This is a genomic window from Xanthomonas sp. DAR 80977 (assembly GCF_041240605.1).
Taxonomy (GTDB): domain Bacteria; phylum Pseudomonadota; class Gammaproteobacteria; order Xanthomonadales; family Xanthomonadaceae; genus Xanthomonas_A; species Xanthomonas_A bundabergensis.
Window position 1 is genome coordinate 4,562,790 of record NZ_CP162487.1, and the last position, 17,787, is coordinate 4,580,576.

General features: G+C 71.0%; 14 protein-coding genes. 11 read left to right on the plus strand and 3 right to left on the minus strand.

The features are described from left to right. The first annotated feature begins 202 nt into the window (after positions 1–202). The 3 genes from AB3X10_RS19355 (at position 203) to AB3X10_RS19365 (ending at position 3,892) form a co-directional block, all read left to right on the plus strand. Positions 203–643, plus strand: coding sequence for a CopL family metal-binding regulatory protein (locus AB3X10_RS19355; protein WP_369977038.1), 441 nt, complete (start codon positions 203–205; stop codon positions 641–643). 115 nt (positions 644–758) lie between these two features. Further along, entirely contained in the window at positions 759–2,600 is a 1,842-nt protein-coding gene (locus AB3X10_RS19360; protein WP_369977039.1) for a copper resistance system multicopper oxidase, read from the plus strand. A gap of 356 nt (positions 2,601–2,956) precedes the next feature. Next, on the plus strand, positions 2,957–3,892 hold the full coding sequence (locus AB3X10_RS19365; protein WP_420018517.1) for a copper resistance protein B: 936 nt from the start codon (positions 2,957–2,959) through the stop codon (positions 3,890–3,892). A gap of 186 nt (positions 3,893–4,078) precedes the next feature. On the opposite strand, the gene AB3X10_RS19370 is transcribed toward AB3X10_RS19365, so the two are convergent. Both AB3X10_RS19370 and AB3X10_RS19375 read right to left on the minus strand, forming a co-directional pair. Then, entirely contained in the window at positions 4,079–4,552 is a 474-nt protein-coding gene (locus AB3X10_RS19370; protein WP_228318523.1) for a hypothetical protein, read from the minus strand. A gap of 294 nt (positions 4,553–4,846) precedes the next feature. Next, a complete protein-coding gene (locus AB3X10_RS19375; RefSeq protein ID WP_369977041.1) occupies positions 4,847–5,719 on the minus strand; it encodes a TetR/AcrR family transcriptional regulator in 873 nt (290 codons plus the stop codon). Here AB3X10_RS19375 and AB3X10_RS19380 point away from each other — a divergent pair. Next, on the plus strand, positions 5,673–6,803 hold the full coding sequence (locus AB3X10_RS19380; RefSeq protein ID WP_369977042.1) for an FAD-dependent oxidoreductase: 1,131 nt from the start codon (positions 5,673–5,675) through the stop codon (positions 6,801–6,803). The genes AB3X10_RS19375 and AB3X10_RS19380 overlap by 47 nt on opposite strands. Before the next feature lie 156 nt (positions 6,804–6,959). On the opposite strand, the gene glmS is transcribed toward AB3X10_RS19380, so the two are convergent. Then, positions 6,960–8,792 (minus strand): glutamine--fructose-6-phosphate transaminase (isomerizing), encoded by a 1,833-nt coding sequence (glmS, locus tag AB3X10_RS19385; protein WP_369977043.1) that lies wholly within the window; start codon positions 8,790–8,792, stop codon positions 6,960–6,962. 378 nt (positions 8,793–9,170) lie between these two features. On the opposite strand from glmS, the gene AB3X10_RS19390 reads away from it, so the two are divergent. The 7 genes from AB3X10_RS19390 (at position 9,171) to AB3X10_RS19420 (ending at position 17,741) form a co-directional block, all read left to right on the plus strand. After that, positions 9,171–10,442 (plus strand): efflux RND transporter periplasmic adaptor subunit, encoded by a 1,272-nt coding sequence (locus tag AB3X10_RS19390; RefSeq protein ID WP_369977044.1) that lies wholly within the window; start codon positions 9,171–9,173, stop codon positions 10,440–10,442. A 128-nt stretch (positions 10,443–10,570) separates the two neighbouring features. Continuing rightward, entirely contained in the window at positions 10,571–11,287 is a 717-nt protein-coding gene (locus AB3X10_RS19395) for an ABC transporter ATP-binding protein (protein WP_369977045.1), read from the plus strand. Between the two features lie 28 nt (positions 11,288–11,315). After that, positions 11,316–12,638, plus strand: coding sequence for an ABC transporter permease (locus AB3X10_RS19400; protein ID WP_369977046.1), 1,323 nt, complete (start codon positions 11,316–11,318; stop codon positions 12,636–12,638). A gap of 15 nt (positions 12,639–12,653) precedes the next feature. Further along, complete coding sequence (locus tag AB3X10_RS19405) at positions 12,654–13,868, plus strand: ABC transporter permease (RefSeq protein ID WP_369977047.1); 1,215 nt, start codon at positions 12,654–12,656, stop codon at positions 13,866–13,868. Between the two features lie 12 nt (positions 13,869–13,880). Then, positions 13,881–15,191 carry an ABC transporter permease gene (locus AB3X10_RS19410; RefSeq protein WP_369977048.1) on the plus strand — a complete coding sequence of 437 codons (1,311 nt, stop codon included), beginning with the start codon at positions 13,881–13,883 and terminating at the stop codon, positions 15,189–15,191. Continuing rightward, on the plus strand, positions 15,188–16,429 hold the full coding sequence (locus AB3X10_RS19415; protein ID WP_369977049.1) for an ABC transporter permease: 1,242 nt from the start codon (positions 15,188–15,190) through the stop codon (positions 16,427–16,429). The genes AB3X10_RS19410 and AB3X10_RS19415 overlap by 4 nt, the downstream gene beginning before the upstream one ends. 13 nt (positions 16,430–16,442) lie before the next feature. Beyond that, a complete protein-coding gene (locus AB3X10_RS19420; protein WP_369977050.1) occupies positions 16,443–17,741 on the plus strand; it encodes an ABC transporter permease in 1,299 nt (432 codons plus the stop codon). Positions 17,742–17,787: the final 46 nt, after the last annotated feature.

The window sequence follows — 17,787 nt, forward strand, 5'->3', positions numbered from 1 at the left end:
CTTGTCGCCGTCGTGCGCGCCGCGTTCATTGGCCGCTCACGCAGGGGCGAATGCCCGGCCTGGCGGGCGCTGCCGGGCGCGTACGCCCGCCCTGGACCCGCCTCCAGGGTGCGCCGCGGGCCGCGCGCCATGCTGTCGCGGCGCTTGCCGGCGGCCATCACTCCAGTATTCTCTGCGCATCCCCTCGCGCCTTTCGCCGTCCGTGCCGATCCTCGCCCTGCTCACCCGCCTGCTGCTGTGCCTGAGCCTGCTGCTCAATGGCGCCGGCACCGCCGTGGCGATGCCGGGCATGCCGGGCATGGCCGCGACGCCGGGGGACGCGGGTCATGCCACGCCGCAGCGCCACGCCGCCGAGCATGCGCATGCCGCGCACACCGCCAGCGCAGCGATGCCCTGTCACCCGCAGGCGGCGCTACCGCCACCTGCCGACCATGGCGATGGCCATTGTCCCAAGCAGGCCGGCAAGCACGGTTGCTGCGCCGCCGCCGCCGGTTGCCAGTGCCCGCATGCGCAGTCGCTGCCGGCGCTGCTCGCGCTGCCGCTGGCGCTGCCGGTCGCCGCGCAGCGCCCGTTCCCCAGCGGCCGCCAGGACGGCCGCGGCGCGCCCGGCCTGCCGCGGCTCGAGCGACCTCCCAGCGCCTGATCGCGACGCCGCCGCCCACGGGCGGCGCCACTGCGGCCGCGCGCGCCTGCGCGCCGTCGCTCCTTGCGTGCACCGCTCCAGGCGGTCGCGCATCGCATCGCATCGAGGCAAGCTCATGAAACCACCTTCCTCCGGCCTGCCGGCGCTGCCGTCGCGGCGCCGTTTCGTCACCGGACTGGCGCTGGGCGCCGCCGCCGGCCTCGGCGGCCTGTCGCTGCGCCAGGCCCAGGCCGCGGCGCTGGCGCGCGACGGCGCCGTGCCCTACCAACTGCACGGCACCGATTTCGACCTGAGCATCGGCAGCGCGCGGGTCAACTTCACCGGACGCGAGCGCCCGGCCATCACCGTCAACGGCAGCGTGCCGGCGCCGATCCTGCGCTGGCGCGAAGGCGACACCGTCGAAGTCCGCGTCGCCAACCGCCTGCCCGGGCACACCCAGACCTCGGTGCACTGGCATGGCATCCTGCTGCCGGCCAACATGGACGGCGTGCCCGGCATGAGCTTCGACGGCATCTATCCCGGCGAAAGCTACCGCTACCGTTTCACCCTGCGCCAGTCCGGCACCTACTGGTACCACAGCCACTCGCTGCACCAGGAACAGGCCGGCCTGTACGGCGCCATCGTGATCGATCCGCTGCAGCCGCCGCCCTACCACTACGACCGTGAACACGTGCTGCTGCTGTCCGACTGGACCGACCTGGACCCGGCGGCGCTGTTCCGGCGGCTGAAGAAGATGCCGTCCTACGACAACACCTACCAGCGCACCGTCGGCGACTTCCTGCGCGACGCGCGCGAGGACGGCCTGCGCGCCACCCTCGCCGACCGCGGCATGTGGGGACGCATGCGGATGACGCCCAGCGACCTGTCCGACGTCAATGCCAACACCTACACCTACCTGCTCAACGGCGTCGCGCCCGGCGGCAACTGGACCGGCGAGTTCCGTCCCGGCGAGAAACTGCTGCTGCGCCTGATCAACGCCTCCAGCATGACCTACTTCGACCTGCGCATTCCCGGGCTGAAGATGACCGTGGTCGCCGCCGACGGCCAGTACGTGCACCCGGTGAGCGTGGACGAACTGCGCATCGCCGCGGCCGAGACCTACGACGTGCTGGTCGAACCCAGCGGCCAGGACGCCTATACCGTGTTCGCGCAGGACATGGGCCGCACCGGCTACGCGCGTGGCACCCTGGCCGTGCGCCAGGGACTGCAGGCGCCGGTGCCGGCCAACGATCCGCGCCCGCTGCTGCGCATGCAGGACATGGGCCACGACATGGGCGCGCATGCCGGCATGGACCACGGCACCGGCGCGGCCACGATGAAGGGCATGGAGGGCGGCTGCGGCGCCGGCATGGGCATGGCCGGCATGGACCACGGCGCGATGGACCACGCGGCGATGAATCACGGCGCGCCTGCGGCGGCCGGCGCTGGCGCGGCGCCCGCGCATCCGCGCAGCGAACGCGGCAATCCGCTGGTGGACATGCAGTCGTCCGCCACCGCGCCGAAGCTGGACGACCCCGGCATCGGCCTGCGCGGCAATGGCCGCCGGGTGCTGACCTACGCCGACCTGCACAGCCTGTTCGACGACCCCGACGGCCGCGAGCCCGGGCGCGAGATCGAACTGCACCTGACCGGCAACATGGAGAAGTTCGCCTGGTCCTTCGACGGCGTCCCGTTCGCCAGCGCCGAGCCGCTGCGGCTCAACTACGGCGAGCGCCTGCGCATCGTGCTGGTCAACGACACGATGATGCAGCACCCGATCCACCTGCACGGCATGTGGAGCGACGTGGAGAACGCCGCCGGCCAGTTCCAGCTGCGAAAGCACACCGTGGACATGCCGCCGGGCACGCGCCGCAGTTACCGCGTGCGCGCCGACGCGCTGGGCCGCTGGGCCTACCACTGCCACCTGCTGTACCACATGGACGGCGGCATGATGCGCGAAGTGCGGGTGGACGCATGAGCGCCGCGCCGCTCGCCACGCTCGCGCAGGCCATCGGCCTGGCGCTGCTGCTCGCCCACGGCGCCGCGCATGCGCAGCATGTGCATGCACCTGTCGCTGCCGATGCCGGCATCGCCGTCCCTGCATCCGCATCGGCGCCTGCATCTGGACCTGCGCCTGCAGCGTGCGTGTGTCCGCCGCCCGACGACGGGACGCGCATGCACACCCCGCCATCGCCGCCCACCGCCACGGGCGGCGCCGACGACGCAGCGATGGCGCATGCCGGCATGGACCATGCGGCGATGGATCGTGCCGCACACGCCGACACCGTTCCGGCCGCCGCGGCGGCGGGCGACGGCGGCATGCAGCACATGTCCATGGACCACGCAGCGCACGGCGACCACGCCATGCCGGAGCATGCGGACATGCAGCACATGGGCATGCCCCCCGCCACGCCGGAGCACGACGCGCCGGCCGCAGCGCAGGCCGATCGCGCCATGCCGGACCACGCCGCGATGCATCACCCCGCTGCAGCACCGCCAGCTGCAGCGCCGTCGGGCGCGGCATGCACCTGCACGGATGCGCCCGCCTCCACGCTGCCGCGCGAACCGATCCCGCCGCTCACCGACGCCGACCGTGCCGCCGCGTTCCCGACGCTGCGCGCCGACACGATGCTGCATGGCCCGTCGCGCATCGGCTACCTGCTGATCGACCGCCTGGAGGGCTGGGACGCCGACCATGGGAGCGGCCAGGCCTGGGAAGCCAGCGCCTGGTACGGCGGCGACATCGACCGGCTGTGGCTGCGCAGCGAAGGCGAGCGCAGTGGTGGCCGCACCGAATCCGCGGACCTGGAAGCGCTGTACGGCCACGCGGTATCGCCCTGGTGGGACCTGCTGGCCGGGGTCAAGCAGGACGTCGCGCCGGGCGACGCGCGCACCTCGGCCGCGTTCGGCGTGCAGGGCATGGCGCCGTACAAGTTCGAGGTCGCGGCCACGCTGTACGTCGGCGAAGGCGGCAAGGCCAGTGCACGGCTGCAAGGCGAATACGACGTGCTGCTGACAAACCGCTGGATCCTGCAGCCGCGGCTGGAGGCGGATGTGGCATTCGCCGACGATCGCGCACACGGCAGCGGCAGCGGCCTGTCCACGCTCGAGGCCGGCCTGCGCCTGCGCTACGAGATCAGCCGCCGCTTCGCGCCGTATCTGGGCGTGGTCCACGAGCGCGCGTTCGGCGCCACGGCCGACTATCGGCGCGACGCGGGAGACGCCGCGCGCGACACGCGCGTGGTAGCGGGCGTGCGGGTCTGGTTCTAGCGGCACATCCCCAACGTCAACGAAACGGCCTAGGAACAATTGTGGGAGCGACTTCAGTCGCGACAGGCGTTACCGGTGAAGCCGTCGCGACTGAAGTCGCTCCCACATGGGCTGGCGGGCAAGTTCGCGGCCACTCGCTGCTTGCCACCGGTGCACGCCCATGCATCACCCCAGTGGCACTGCCGCTCAAGCACGCAGCGAACCATCCTCCCCGATCCGCCAGCCGCGCGGCGGACGCAGCGCGCCCAGCGTGCGCACCAGTTCCTGGTAGCTGCGCGCCAGCTGCGCGAACAGCCCGGCGTCGCTGGCGCGGGTTTCGGCGACCTCGTAGTAGGCGCCGCGGCCCAGGTCGATGAAGTAGTCCACGCTGACCCGGCGCCGCTCGGCCACGCCGGGAAACAGCCCGGCGATCAGCAGGCAGCCGTCGCCGACCTCGCGCAGCGCGTCGGCGCGGGCGCGCCCGACCTGCTCCTGCGCATGCAGCCAGGCCAGCGCCTGGGTGCGCGACAGCAGATGCCCGTCGGCCTGGTAGCGCAGCAACACGAACACCAGGTAGCTCTCGCGCGATTCGTCCAGCGGCCGGCCGAGCCGCTGCCCTGCCTCGTGCACCAGCGCCTGCCACAGTTCGGCCGGCGCCCCCTGTCTGAAAGACTCGTACATGCGTCCTCCTGCGTGGTGGGAACCCTCGCCAGGAGCTTATGCATAACCTGGGCCACTGCGTTGGCAGCCGCGGGCGACGGCTGCCAATCGCATGCCCGGGGGCCGCCGCGGTGTCGTTCGGCCGCCATGCCCGCACAGGTTCGCCAGGCAGCGCGCAGCCGCGATCCCTCGTCCGCGTTGCCGCCGCAACCGCCGACCTCGCGGACAGTGCGCACGCCGGCGTGGCGCCGCCCGGAACCATGCGCGCCGCCGCGCGAATGCCGGCGGCGACCATGTGCCGGCGGTTCGCGCAGCTCAGCGCCTGCGGCGCTTCGGCGAAACGCCGACCGACGGCGCCGCGCCCTGCCGCGCTGCAAGCCCACCGAGGATCAGGTCGATCCCGGCGATGAAATCCATTCGGTCGTCGTGCGTCCGCAACGGGCCAGCCAGGCTGCGCACGAACGGATACGCCGCCGGATCGAGCCCGGACCAGACGGTCGCCACTGCGTCCAGGAACTCGGACCTGACGATGCCCTGGGTCCGCGCCAACTGCGTATTGGCCGCGTTCTGGCCGCCGACGCCGAGGATGTAGCTCAGCAATGCGGACACAGCCGGCCACTGTTCCGCGTCCGCCACGCCGAGCGCGCACACCTGCTGGCCGATGCGTTCGACGACGCGCACGATCGGCAACTCGCCGGGAGCGCGGTTGAGCGCCGATCCGATCCATGGATGCGCGTCGATCGCGTCGAACATGCCCAGCGCCAGCGCGCGGATCGCCGCCTCCGGCGTCGCCCCTGCGAATGGCGCATGCAGGGTGCGCGCGACGATCGCATCGCAGGCGGCGGTCAGCAGGTCGCGCTTGTCGGCGATGTGCCAATAGAGGGCACCGGGGCCGGTGGCGAGCCGTTCGGACAGCGCGCGGAAGGTCAGCCCCGCTTCGCCGCGCTCGTCCAGCAAGGCGATCGCCGCCTCCACGATCTGCTCCCGGGTCAGCGATTCCTCGCGTCGCTGGGTACTGCGCGTCTTCTTGGCCATGGCCCATCTTGACACGAATGGAACGGCATTCCAATATTGTGGAACGCCGTTCCACCGTCTTGCGCCAACCATGCCCGGCGCGCCCCCCTCCCAGGAAAAAGCCCAGATGCACACTCCCATCGCGATCATCGGCGCCGGGCTCGGCGGGCTCATGCTCGCGCGCGTCCTGCACGTGCACGGCATCGCCGCGACGATCCACGAAGCCGAGGCCTCGGCCGACGCCCGCCCGCAGGGCGGCCTGCTCGACATCCACACCTACAACGGCCAGCTCGCGCTCAAGGCGGCGGGCCTGTACGACGCGTTCCTCGAACTCGTCCTTCCCGGCGCCGATGCCAAGCGGGTCGTCGACCGGCACGGCACCCTCCTGGTCGAGCGGCCCGACATGGGCCATGGCAACCGGCCCGAGGTGGATCGCGGCAGCCTGCGCCGGCTGCTGATCGACGCGCTTCCCGAAGGCACGATCCACTGGGGACGCAAACTCGCCGCGGCATCCGCGTTCGGCGACGGACAGCACCTGCTGCGCTTCGCCGACGGCGCGACGACGACCACCGACCTGCTGGTGGGTGCGGACGGCGCCTGGTCGAGAGTGCGTCCGCTGCTGTCCGACGCGATGCCCGCCTATGCCGGCATCTCCTTCATCGAGACCTGCCTGTTCGACGGCGACACCCGGCACCCCGCCAGCGCGCAGGCGGTGGGCGGCGGCACGATGATGGCGGTCGCGCCGGGCAAAGGCATCCTCGCGCACCGGCATGCCGATGGCACCCTGCAGACCTATGTGTCGCTGTCCAGGCCGGAGGACTGGTTCGCCCGTATCGACTTCGCCGACCCGGCAGCGGCGCTGGCCCGGGTCGCCGCGGAATTCGCCGGCTGGGCGCCGGCATTGACCGCGCTCGTCACCGACGGCGACACCGCCCCCGTGCTGCGTCCGATCCACGCGCTGCCGGTCGGGCACCGCTGGGAACGCAGGCCCGGGGTGACCCTGCTCGGCGACGCGGCACACCTGATGTCGCCGTTCGCCGGCGAAGGCGCCAACCTGGCGCTCCAGGACGGCGCCGAACTCGGCAAGGCCCTCGCTGCCCATCCCGGCGACATCGACGCCGCGCTCGCCGCCTACGAACAGGACCTCTTCTCCCGCAGCGCGCCCTTTGCCGAGGAATCGGCGCGGAACCTGGCGATGTTCTTCGACGACGACGCGCCTCAGGGCCTGGTCGACTTCTTCGACCGCGTTGCCGGGTAGCGGGTCGGTTACGCCGGAATTCGGCCGCGCTGGTGTCGCCGTGCCCGCACTGGCGCCAGATCGCGCCGCGCAACCCTGCTGTGGAGGGGATGCCGTGCGCAGCGCAGGCCGGCCATGCGGCAGCACGCAGGCCGGCCGAACGACCCGCGCCCGCTGCTACTCCACCGTCACCGACTTGGCCAGGTTGCGCGGCTTGTCCACATCGGTGCCGCGCGCCAGCGCGGTGTGATACGCGAGCAACTGCACCGGGATGGTGTGCACCACCGGGCTGAGCAGGCCGGCGTGGCGCGGCGTGCGGATCACGTGCACGCCTTCGGATTCGCTGAAGTGGCTGTCCTGGTCGGCGAACACGAACAGCTCGCCGCCGCGCGCGCGCACCTCCTGCATGTTGGACTTCACCTTCTCCAGCAGCGCGTCGTTGGGCGCGATCACCACCACCGGCATGTTGGCGTCGACCAGCGCCAGCGGGCCGTGCTTGAGTTCGCCGGCCGGGTAGCCCTCGGCGTGGATGTAGGTGATTTCCTTGAGCTTGAGCGCGCCTTCCAGCGCGATCGGATAGTGCAGGCCGCGGCCCAGGAACAGCGCGTTGTGCTTGTCGGCGAAGCGCTCGGCCCACACCGCGATCTGCGGTTCCAGGTTCAGCGCATGCTGCACGCTGCCCGGCAGGTAGCGCAGCTGTTCCAGGCAATCGGCTTCCTGCGCTTCGCTCAGGCGCCCGCGCAGCTTGGCCAGCACGCAGGTGAGCTGGAACAGCGCCGCCAGCTGGGTGGTGAAGGCCTTGGTCGAGGCGACGCCGATCTCGGCGCCGGCGCGCGTGTACAGCACCAGCGCGCTGGCGCGCGGGATCGCGCTCTCGGGCACGTTGCAGATCGACAGGGTCTTGGCGTGGCCCAACGACTTGGCGTATTTCAGCGCCTCCATCGTGTCTAGGGTCTCGCCGGACTGGGAAATGGTGACGATCAGCTGGCGCGGATTGGCGTGCGCGGCGCGGTAGCGGTACTCGCTGGCGATCTCCACGCTGCACGGCAGGCCGGCGATCGACTCGATCCAGTAGCGCGCGGTCAGCCCGGCGTAGTAGCTGGTGCCGCAGGCGAGGATCTGCACGCCCTCGACGTCGGCCAGCAGCGCATCGGCGTTGCGGCCGAACAGCGCGGTGTCGAAGCCGCCGGCGTCGAACAGCGCTTCCAGCGTGTCGGCCAGCGCGCGCGGCTGCTCGTGGATCTCCTTCTGCATGAAATGGCGGTACGGGCCCAGTTCCAGCGAGGCCAGCGACACCTCGGACATGTGCACCTCGCGCTGCACTGGTTGGTCCTCGGCGTCGTACACCTGCACCCCGGTCCGGCTCAGCTCGGCGGTGTCGCCCTCTTCCAGGAAGATCACCCGGCGCGTGGCCTGCAGCACCGCCGACACGTCGGAGGCGATGAAGTTCTCGCCCTCGCCCAGGCCGATCAGCAGCGGGCAGCCCATGCGCGCGCAGACCAGCACGTCCGGGCGCGACCTGCTGACCGCGGCCAGCGCGTAGGCGCCGGTCAGCTCCTTCGCCGCGGCCTGCAGCGCCGCCAGCAGCGACAGGCCCTGCGCGGCGTGGTGGTGGATCAGGTGGGCGATGACCTCGGTGTCGGTCTGCGACTCGAACACGTAGCCCAGCGCGCGCAGCCGTTCGCGCTGCTGCTCGTGGTTCTCGATGATGCCGTTGTGCACCAGCGCCAGGTCGCCGTGGCTGACGTGCGGATGCGCGTTGGCCTCGGTGACGCCGCCATGGGTGGCCCAGCGGGTGTGGCCGATGCCCAGCGTGGCGTGCAGATCCTCGGCCAGCGCCGCGCTTTCCATCTCCGCCACGCGCCCGGTGCGGCGCACCCGGCGCACGCCGTCGCCGGCGACCACGGCGATGCCGGAGGAGTCGTAGCCGCGATATTCCAGACGCTTCAGGCCTTCGATCAGCACCGGCACCACGTCCCGCTCCGCTATCGCACCCACGATCCCGCACATAGCCGCACCCTGCACCGAAAGATCGCCATTCTAGCTTTGTCCGCTGAATGTCCTATAGGACGCACCGGCGCGACTTGGATGGGCCATCGCACGCCCTGGTGGCGCCGCCCGGGGTTGCGATGACCGGCACCAGGCGCCCGCACGTGGCGCGACCGAGCGGGAGTGCGGGACCCGGCGCCACGCACGCTCCAGACGCCGATCGCGACAGCGCGACCCGCCCCTGATCGTCCGGCCCGGCCGCGGACACGGTGTCCGCGAACGTGTCCGCGGACACGCGGACAGCCGTCCGCTGCAATGGAACCGCAATCCTTTCAAACACTTGCGATTGGCACGGGACGTGCTTTGGATTCGTTCATCCTCACTGCGCCGACCCGACCGATGATCCGCGACACTTCCGCCCAGGACCAGGTTCTCGCCCGCCCCCGCTCCGCCGCCGCCTGGCGCCGCTGGTTCTGGCCCGCGCTGATCGCGCTGGCGGTGCTGCTCGGCATCGCCTTCGCCGCGCGCGGCTGGATCGCCGGCAGCCGCTCGTTCGACGCGCAGCGCGTGCGCATCGCCACGGTCAGCCGCGGCGACCTGGTCCGCGACATCTCCGCCGACGGGCGCCTGATCGCCGCCAACAGCCCCACCCTGTACGCGATCTCCGGCGGCACCGTGACCCTGAAGGTGGTGGCCGGCGACGTGGTCAAGCAGGGCCAGGAACTGGCCGAGATCGACAGCCCGGAACTGCGCAGCAAGCTCGCCCAGGAAGAGGCCACGCTGGCCGGCCTGGAGGCCGAGGCCGGCCGCGCCGACCTGGATGCGGTGCTGGCCCGCGCCAACGCCAGCAAGCTGGTCGACCAGGCGCAGATCGAGCGGCAGGCCGCCAGCCGCGACCTGGAGCGCTACCAGCGCGGCTACGACGGCGGCGCGGTGCCGGCGGTGGAGCTGGCCAAGGCGCAGGACACGCTGAAGAAGGCCGACATCGCCATGAGCCATGCACAGAAGGATTCCGGCCTGCAGACCCAAGGCGCCGGCCTGGACGCGCGCAACAAGCGCCTGCTCGCCGAGCGCCAGCGCGCGGTGGTGACCGAGGTGAAGCGGCAGGTGGACCTGCTCACGCTGCGCTCGCCGTTCGACGGCCAGGTCGGCCAGGTGCAGGTGTCGCAGCACACCAATGTCGCCGCCAACGCGCCGGTGCTGAGCGTGGTCGACCTGTCCAAGTTCGAACTGGAGATCAAGGTGCCGGAAAGCTTCGCCCGCGACCTGGCGATCGGCATGCCGGCGCAGCTGACCAGCGGTGCCGGCGAACCCTTCGCCGGCGCGATCTCGGCGGTGTCGCCGGAAGTGGTCAACGGCGAGGTCAACGCGCGCATCCGCTTCACCGACAAGCAGCCGCCCGGCCTGCGCCAGAGCCAGCGCATGAGCGCGCGGGTGCTGCTGGATACCCGCAAGAACGTGCTCAAGCTCGAGCGCGGCCCGTTCGTCGAACAGTCCGGCGGCCGCTACGCCTACGTGATGGACGGCAACTCGGCGATCCGCCGCCCGGTGGAGCTGGGCGTCACCAGCCTGGGCGAAGTCGAGGTGCGCTCGGGCCTGCAGCCGGGCGACCGCGTCGTGGTCTCCGGCAGCGACCTGTTCGGCGAGGCGCCGCAGGTGACGGTGCATTAGAAGCAGGGATTGGGGAATCGGGAGTGGGGATTGGTGAGAGCCCCGCTGCCGTTTCCCCTCCCTGAGCGTTGGTCCCGAATCCCGACATCCCCAATCCCCAATCCCGCTCCACCACCAAGGAATACGTCATGCTCGAAATGCGCTCCGTCTCCAAGGTCTTCCGCACCGAACAGGTCGAGACGCACGCGTTGCGCTCGCTGGATCTGCATGTGCGCGAGGGCGAGTTCGTCGCCGTCACCGGGCCGTCCGGCTCCGGCAAGACCACCTTCCTCAACATCGCCGGCCTGCTGGAGACCTTCACCAGCGGCCAGTACGTGCTCGACGGCCAGGACGTCAGCAACCTCAACGACGACGCGCGCTCGCGCATGCGCAACCAGAAGATCGGCTTCATCTTCCAGGGCTTCAACCTGATCCCGGACCTCAACCTGTTCGACAACGTCGATGTGCCGCTGCGCTACCGCGGCATGGCCGCGGCCGAGCGCAAGCAGCGCATCGAGGACGCACTGGGCCGGGTCGGGCTGGGGTCGCGGATGAAGCACTACCCGTCCGAGCTGTCCGGCGGCCAGCAACAGCGCGCGGCGATCGCGCGCGCGCTGGCCGGCAGCCCGCGCCTGCTGCTGGCCGACGAACCGACCGGCAACCTGGACTCGCAGATGGCGCGCGGGGTGATGGAACTGCTGGAAGAGATCAACGCGCAGGGCTCGACCATCGTCATGGTCACCCACGACCCGGAACTGGCCGCGCGCGCGCAGCGCAACGTGCACATCGTCGACGGTCAGGCCACCGACCTGCAGCGCGAACCGGTGCTGGCGCACAGCGGCAGCGGCGCAGCGGCCAATCCCTGACCGGCACGGCGACGGCGCGGAGACCGGCATGCTCAGCTACTACGTCCACACCGCCCTGCGCAGCCTGCGCCGCAGCCCAGTGCTCACCGCGCTGATGGTGCTGTCCATCGCCGTGGGCATCGGCGCGGCGATGACCACGCTGACGGTGATGCGGCTGTTGTCCGGCGATCCGCTGCCCGGGCGCAGCCAGCAGATCTTCTTCGCGCAACTCGATCCGCGCCCCGGCAAGGAGGCCAACCAACGGCCGTACGACAAGCTCGACTATGTCTCGGCCATGGGCCTGTGGAACAGCGGGCGCGCCGATCGCCAGGCCATGGTCGCCGAGAGTCAGATCAAGCTGCGCGCCCCGGACAGCGCCACCCCGGCCTTCATGTCCCAGTTGCTGATGACCCAGGCCGATTTCTTTCCGATGTTCCAGGTCCCGTTCGCCTACGGCAGCGGCTGGCGCGCGCGCGACGATCAGGATCGGGCGCGGGTGGCGGTGATCTCGGCCGACCTCAACGCCAAGCTGTTCGGCGGCCGCAACAGCGTGGGGCGCAGCCTGCTGGTGCGCGGCACGGCGGTGCGCATCGTCGGCGTGCTGGCGCCGTGGCGGCCGTCGCCGTTGTTCTACACGCTGGCCGGCGGCAGCTTCGCCCACGGCGACACCGCCAGTTTCTACGGCCGACCGCAGGATGTGTTCATGCCGCTCTCCAGCAGCCTGGAGGTCAACGACGGTCACATCCAGCCATGGACCTGCTTCGGCAAGACGGAGTCCGCCATGGACCTGCGCAACGCGCCGTGCGTGTGGCTGCAGTTGTGGGTGCAACTGGACACGCCGGCAAAGGTCGCCGCGTACCGCCGCCTGCTGGCCGACTACGCCGCGCAACAGCATGCCGCCGGGCGCATCGGCCGTGCCGATACCGCGCGCCTGCTGTCCCTGCCGCAATGGCTGGACCATAACCGCGTGGTGCCGGGCGACGTGCGCCTGCAGAGCTGGCTGGCGGTGGCGTTCCTTGGCCTGTGCCTGTTCAACAGCGTCGGCCTGCTGCTGGCCAAGTTCCTGCGCCGTGGCGGCGAGATCGGCGTGCGCCGGGCGCTGGGCGCGTCGCGTCGCACGATCTTCACGCAGTGCCTGACCGAAGCCAGCGTGATCGGCCTGATCGGTGGCGTCGGCGGCTGGCTGCTGACCCTGCTGGGCCTGTGGAGCGTGCGCCAGCAACCCACCGCCTATGCGGATCTGGCGCACCTGGACCTGTCCGCGTTCGCTGCCACCTTCATGTTGGCGATCGCCTGCAGCTTGGCTGCCGGCCTGTTTCCCGCCCTGCGCGCCAGCCGTATCGCGCCGGCCATGCAACTCAAGAGTCTGTGACCGGGGCACGCGACGATGCAGATCACCCCCATCCTGAGCGCCCTGTCGCGGCATCGCATCGCGGCGACGCTGATCGCGTTGGAAGTGGCGCTGGCCTGCGCCGTGCTGTGCAATGCCTTCTTCCTGATCGGCAATCGCCTGGATCTGGTGCATCTGCACAGCGGCGTCGACGAGGCCGCGCTGGGGCTGGTGTCGCTGTCTGGCTGCGACGGCTGCACCGATGCCGACGTCAACGCCCGCGCGCTGGATGCGGTGCGCCGCACGCCCGGCGTGCGCGCGGCGGGCGCGGTCAACAGCGTGCCGTTCGCCACGCCGACCAACAACAACGGACTGTGCCTGGACCAGGACTGCACCCAGGTCGGCGGGGTACCGCATTTCTACATGGTCAGCCCTGGCGCCGTCGCGGCCCTGGCACTCAAGCCGGACAGCGGCCGCGCGTTCGGCGACGCGGACTACCAGCCGCTCGTAAACGGCCTGCCGACCGCGGCTGGCGTGTGGGTCACGCGCGTATTGGCCGCGCATCTGTGGCCGGGCCAGGATCCCCTGGGAAAGGAGTTCTGGGCCGGCGGCCACTTCCGCGTGGTCGGCACGCTCGACCACCTGGCGCGTCCCGATCCCGGCCGCAGCGAGGACGGCGCGGTCGGCAGCGACTGGTCGGTGGTCATCCCGGTGCGCGAAGCGGAACAGTCGGGCACGTACGTGCTGCGCGCCGATCCGCGCGAGCTGCCGCGGGTCCTCGCGCAGGCGCGCGCCGCGGTGGCGCGGGCGGTGCCCGAAGCGGTGATGGACACCGCCTACAGCAAGCCGCTGCTCGACCTGCGCCAGGAGTATTTCCAAAGCGATCGCGCCATGACCGGACTGATGGTCGCCGTCATCGTCGCGATGCTGCTGGTCACCGCGCTGGGCATCATCGGCCTGGCCAGCTTCTGGGTGCAGCAGCGCACCAAGCAGATCGGCATCCGCCGCGCGCTGGGCGCCACCCGCCGCGACATCCTGCAGTACTTCCAGACCGAGAACCTGCTCATCGTCGGCGCCGGCGTGGCGCTGGGCATGCTGCTGGCCTATGCCGGCAACGTGCTGCTGATGCGCTTCTTCGAACTGGACCGGCTGCCTGCGACCTACCTGCCGATCGGCGCGGCGCTGCTGTGCGTGCTCGGCCAGCTCGCCGTCCTTGGCCCGGCGCTGCGCGCCGCCGCCGTCCCACCCGCCACCGCCACCCGTAGCGCCTGACCCGGAGCCCGCATGTTCGCCTACTACCTCCGCCTGGCGCTGCGCAGCTTCGGCCGCAACCGCATCCTCACCGCGCTGATGGTGCTGGCCGTGGCGCTGGGCATCGGCGCGTCGATGACCATGCTGACGGTGCTGCATACCCTCTCCGGGGATCCGCTGCCCGGGCGCAGCGCCACGCTGTTCCATCCGCAGGTGGACCCGCGTCCGCGCAACCTGCCCAGCGCCGACCGCGAGCCGCCGGACGAGCTGACCTGGCAGGACGCGACCGCGCTGTACCGGGCACAGGCGGCGCCGGCGCAGACCATGACCAGCGCGAACTGGCTGCCGGTGCACCAGCCCGTGCCCAACAGCCCCTTGCGCATGCTCACCACCCGCGCCGCCACCGCCGACCTGTTCGCCATGTTCGGCATGCGCTTCGTCTACGGCGGCGGCTGGAGCCATCGCGACGATACCCAGCGCGCGCCGGTGGTGGTACTGAGCCGCAAGCTCAACGACGCGCTGTTCGGTGGCGCCAACAGCGTCGGCAGGACCCTGACCATCGCCACCCGCCCGTTCCGGGTGATCGGGGTGATCGACGCCTGGGATGCGCAGCCGCGCTTCTACGACCTCAACTCCGGCGCGTACACGCCGCCGGAGGCGCTGTACATGCCGTTCGAGACCTGGCTGGACCTGCCGCAGGACTACGGCTATGGGCCGATGCAGTGCTGGGGCAAGGATGGCGAGGCCGGCCTGCACGATCCCAAGGCCGCGCAATGCACCTGGGTACAGTACTGGGTGCAGCTGGACACGCCGGACCAGGTGCGGCGCTACCGCGCGACGCTGGACGCCTACAGCGCGCAGCAGCGCCAGCTCGGCCGCTTCGAACGCGCTCCCAACACCCGTCTGCGCAGCCTGGTCGACTGGCTGGACTACAAGCGGGTGGTGCCGGCCACGGTGCGCATGCAGACCTGGATCGCCTTCGGCGTGCTGCTGGTGTGCCTGCTCAATGCGGTGGGCCTGCTGGTCGCCAAGTTCATGCGCAAGGCCGGCGAGATCGGCGTGCGCCGCGCACTCGGCGCCAGCCGCCGCGCGGTGTTCGCGCAATGCCTGGCCGAATCGGCGCTGATCGGCTGCCTGGGCGGCCTGCTCGGCCTTCCGCTGACCTGGATCGGCCTGTGGCTGGTGCGCCAGCAACCGGTGGCCTACGCGCAGCAGGCGCACGCCGATCCCGCGATCCTGGGCATCGCCCTGACTGTGGCCACCCTCTCGGCGCTGGCCGCGGGCCTTTGGCCGGCCTGGCGCGCCTCGCGCATCGCCCCCGCCCTGCAGGTGAAATCGCTATGACCTCGCTGCCTCCGGTGCGTCCCATCCTGTCCGCGCTGGGCAGCCATCGCGCCGCGGTGGTCCTGATGGCGCTGCAGATCGCCCTGACCCTGGCGGTGCTGTGCAACCTGGTATTCATCATCGCCCGCACCTACCAGCGCGTGCAGACCCCGACCGGGGCGATGGAACAGGACATCGGCCTGATCCAGAGCATCGGCGTGATCGGCGAGCAAGACAACGTCAGCAGCGTCGGCCGCAGCCTGGACATCCTGCAGGCGGTGCCCGGCGTGGAAGCGGCGGCGTTTGGCGCGCCGCCGCTGTGGGGTCCCGCGCAGGCGCAGCTGTTCCTGGAGCCGCAGGCCGCGCAACCGGCCGCCCGTGCCAGCCTGTTCCTGGGCAGCCAGGACCTGAACCGCACACTGGGCATCCGCATCGTCGCCGGCCGCGACCTGCGCGACGCGGAACTTCCCGGCGCCTCCGCGCTTTTCGGCGCGCCGGCCGAAATCGAGCGGCGCCTGCCGGCGCTGATCACCCCGTCGCTGGCCGCCAAGCTGTTCCCCGGCGCCTCGCCGCTGGGGCGCACGCTCTACACCAGCACCTTCAACCAGCCGGTGCGCCTGGACATCGTCGGGGTGATGGCGCCGCTGCGCGGCGAGATCACCGGCCACGACGACGATACCGATGCGCTGCTCGCCGAGATCCGAGCCAGCAGCGAAGGCTGGGGCGGCGGCTACCTGATCCGCAGCAAGCCCGGGCAACTGGCGCAGGTGCTGCCGCGCGCGGCGGCGGCGATGCAGCGCGCCAACCCCACCTACGTGCAGCAGCAGGTCGCCACCATGCAGGAGCTGCGGGCCGACTACTTCAAGAGCGACAGTGCGGTGGCGCGGATGCTGCTGGCGATCATCCTGATCCTGCTCACCGTCACCGCGCTGGGGATCGGCGGGCTGGCCAGCTTCTGGGTACAGCAGCGCACTCGGCAGATCGGCATCCGCCGCGCGCTCGGCGCCACCCGCGGCGACATCCTGCGCTACTTCCAGCTGGAAAACCTGCTGATCGTCGGCGGCGGCGCGCTGCTCGGCGCGGTGCTCGCCTACGTCATGAACCAGTGGCTGATGCAGCGCTTCGAACTGGAGCGGCTGTCCACGCCCACCGTGCTCACCGGCATCCTCGCAGTGTGGCTGCTCGGCCAGCTCGCCGTCCTCGGCCCGGCGTTGCGCGCCGCCGCCGTCCCACCCGCCACCGCCACCCGTAGCGCCTGACCCGGAGCCACCCATGTTCGGCTATTACTTCCGCCTCGCCTTGCGCAGCTTCCGCCGCAACAAGGTGCTCACCGCGCTGATGGTGCTGGCCATCGCGCTGGGCATCGGCGCCAGCATGACCACGCTGACCGTGTTCTACGTGCTCTCCGGCGACCCCATCCCGCAGAAGAGCGACAAGCTGTTCTACGTGCAGGTGGATCCGCAGCCCAAGGCCGGCTTCCAGCCCGGCGAGGAACCGGACTTCCAGAACACCCGCTTCGACGCCGAGACGCTGCTGCGCGAGAAGCGCGCCAAGCGGCAGGCGATGATGACCGGTGGGTCGGTAGCGGTGGAACCGTCCAAGAGCGGGCTGAAACCGTTCAAGTCGGAAGTGCGCTTCACCTCGGCCGACTTCTTCCCGATGTTCGACACCCCGTTCCTGTACGGCCATGGCTGGACCGGCACGGAAGACGAACGCCACGAGCGCGTGGCGGTGATCAGCAAGAAGCTCAACGAGAAGCTGTACGACGGCGCCGACAGCGTCGGCCGCGAACTGCGCATGGACCAGAACACGTTCCGCATCGTCGGCGTGCTGGATACCTGGGAACCCAATCCGCGCTTCTACGACATCACCAACACCTACGGTGCGGACGAGCAGGCCTACCTGCCGTTCTCGGTGGCGATGGACCTGAAGATGGACCGCAACGGCAGCATGAACTGCTTCGGCGACAGCAATGGCGAGCCGACCGGACTCAACGCCCCCTGCACCTGGGTCCAGTATTGGGCGGAACTGGAGAGTCCGGCGCAGGTCGCCGACTACAAGGCCTACCTCGAGAACTACTCCAACCAGCAGCGCGCCGCCGGCCGCTTCCAGCGTCCGAACAACGTGCGCCTGCGCAACGTGATGCAGTGGCTGGACCACAACGAAGTGGTGCCGGGCGACGTGCGCCTGCAGCTATGGCTGGCGATGGGCTTCCTGCTGGTGTGCCTGCTCAACACCGTCGGCCTGCTGCTGGCCAAGTTCCTGCGCCGCAGCGGCGAGATCGGCGTGCGCCGCGCGCTGGGCGCCTCGCGCCGCGCGATCTTCGCGCAGTGCCTGGTGGAGGCCGGCACCATCGGCCTGGCCGGCGGCATCGCCGGTCTCGGCCTGGCCGTCCTCGGGCTGTGGGCGGTCCGCCAGCAGCCCTCCGGCTACGCCAAGCTGGCCCACCTGGATCCCACGATGCTGGTGCTGACCTTCGCCCTGGCCCTGGTCGCCAGCCTGCTGGCGGGCCTGCTGCCGTCCTGGCGCGCGATCCAGGTCGCACCGGCGCTGCAGCTCAAATCCTCCTGACCACGACGCCCGCCGCGACGCGGCAGGCAGACCGCCAACGAAGGTC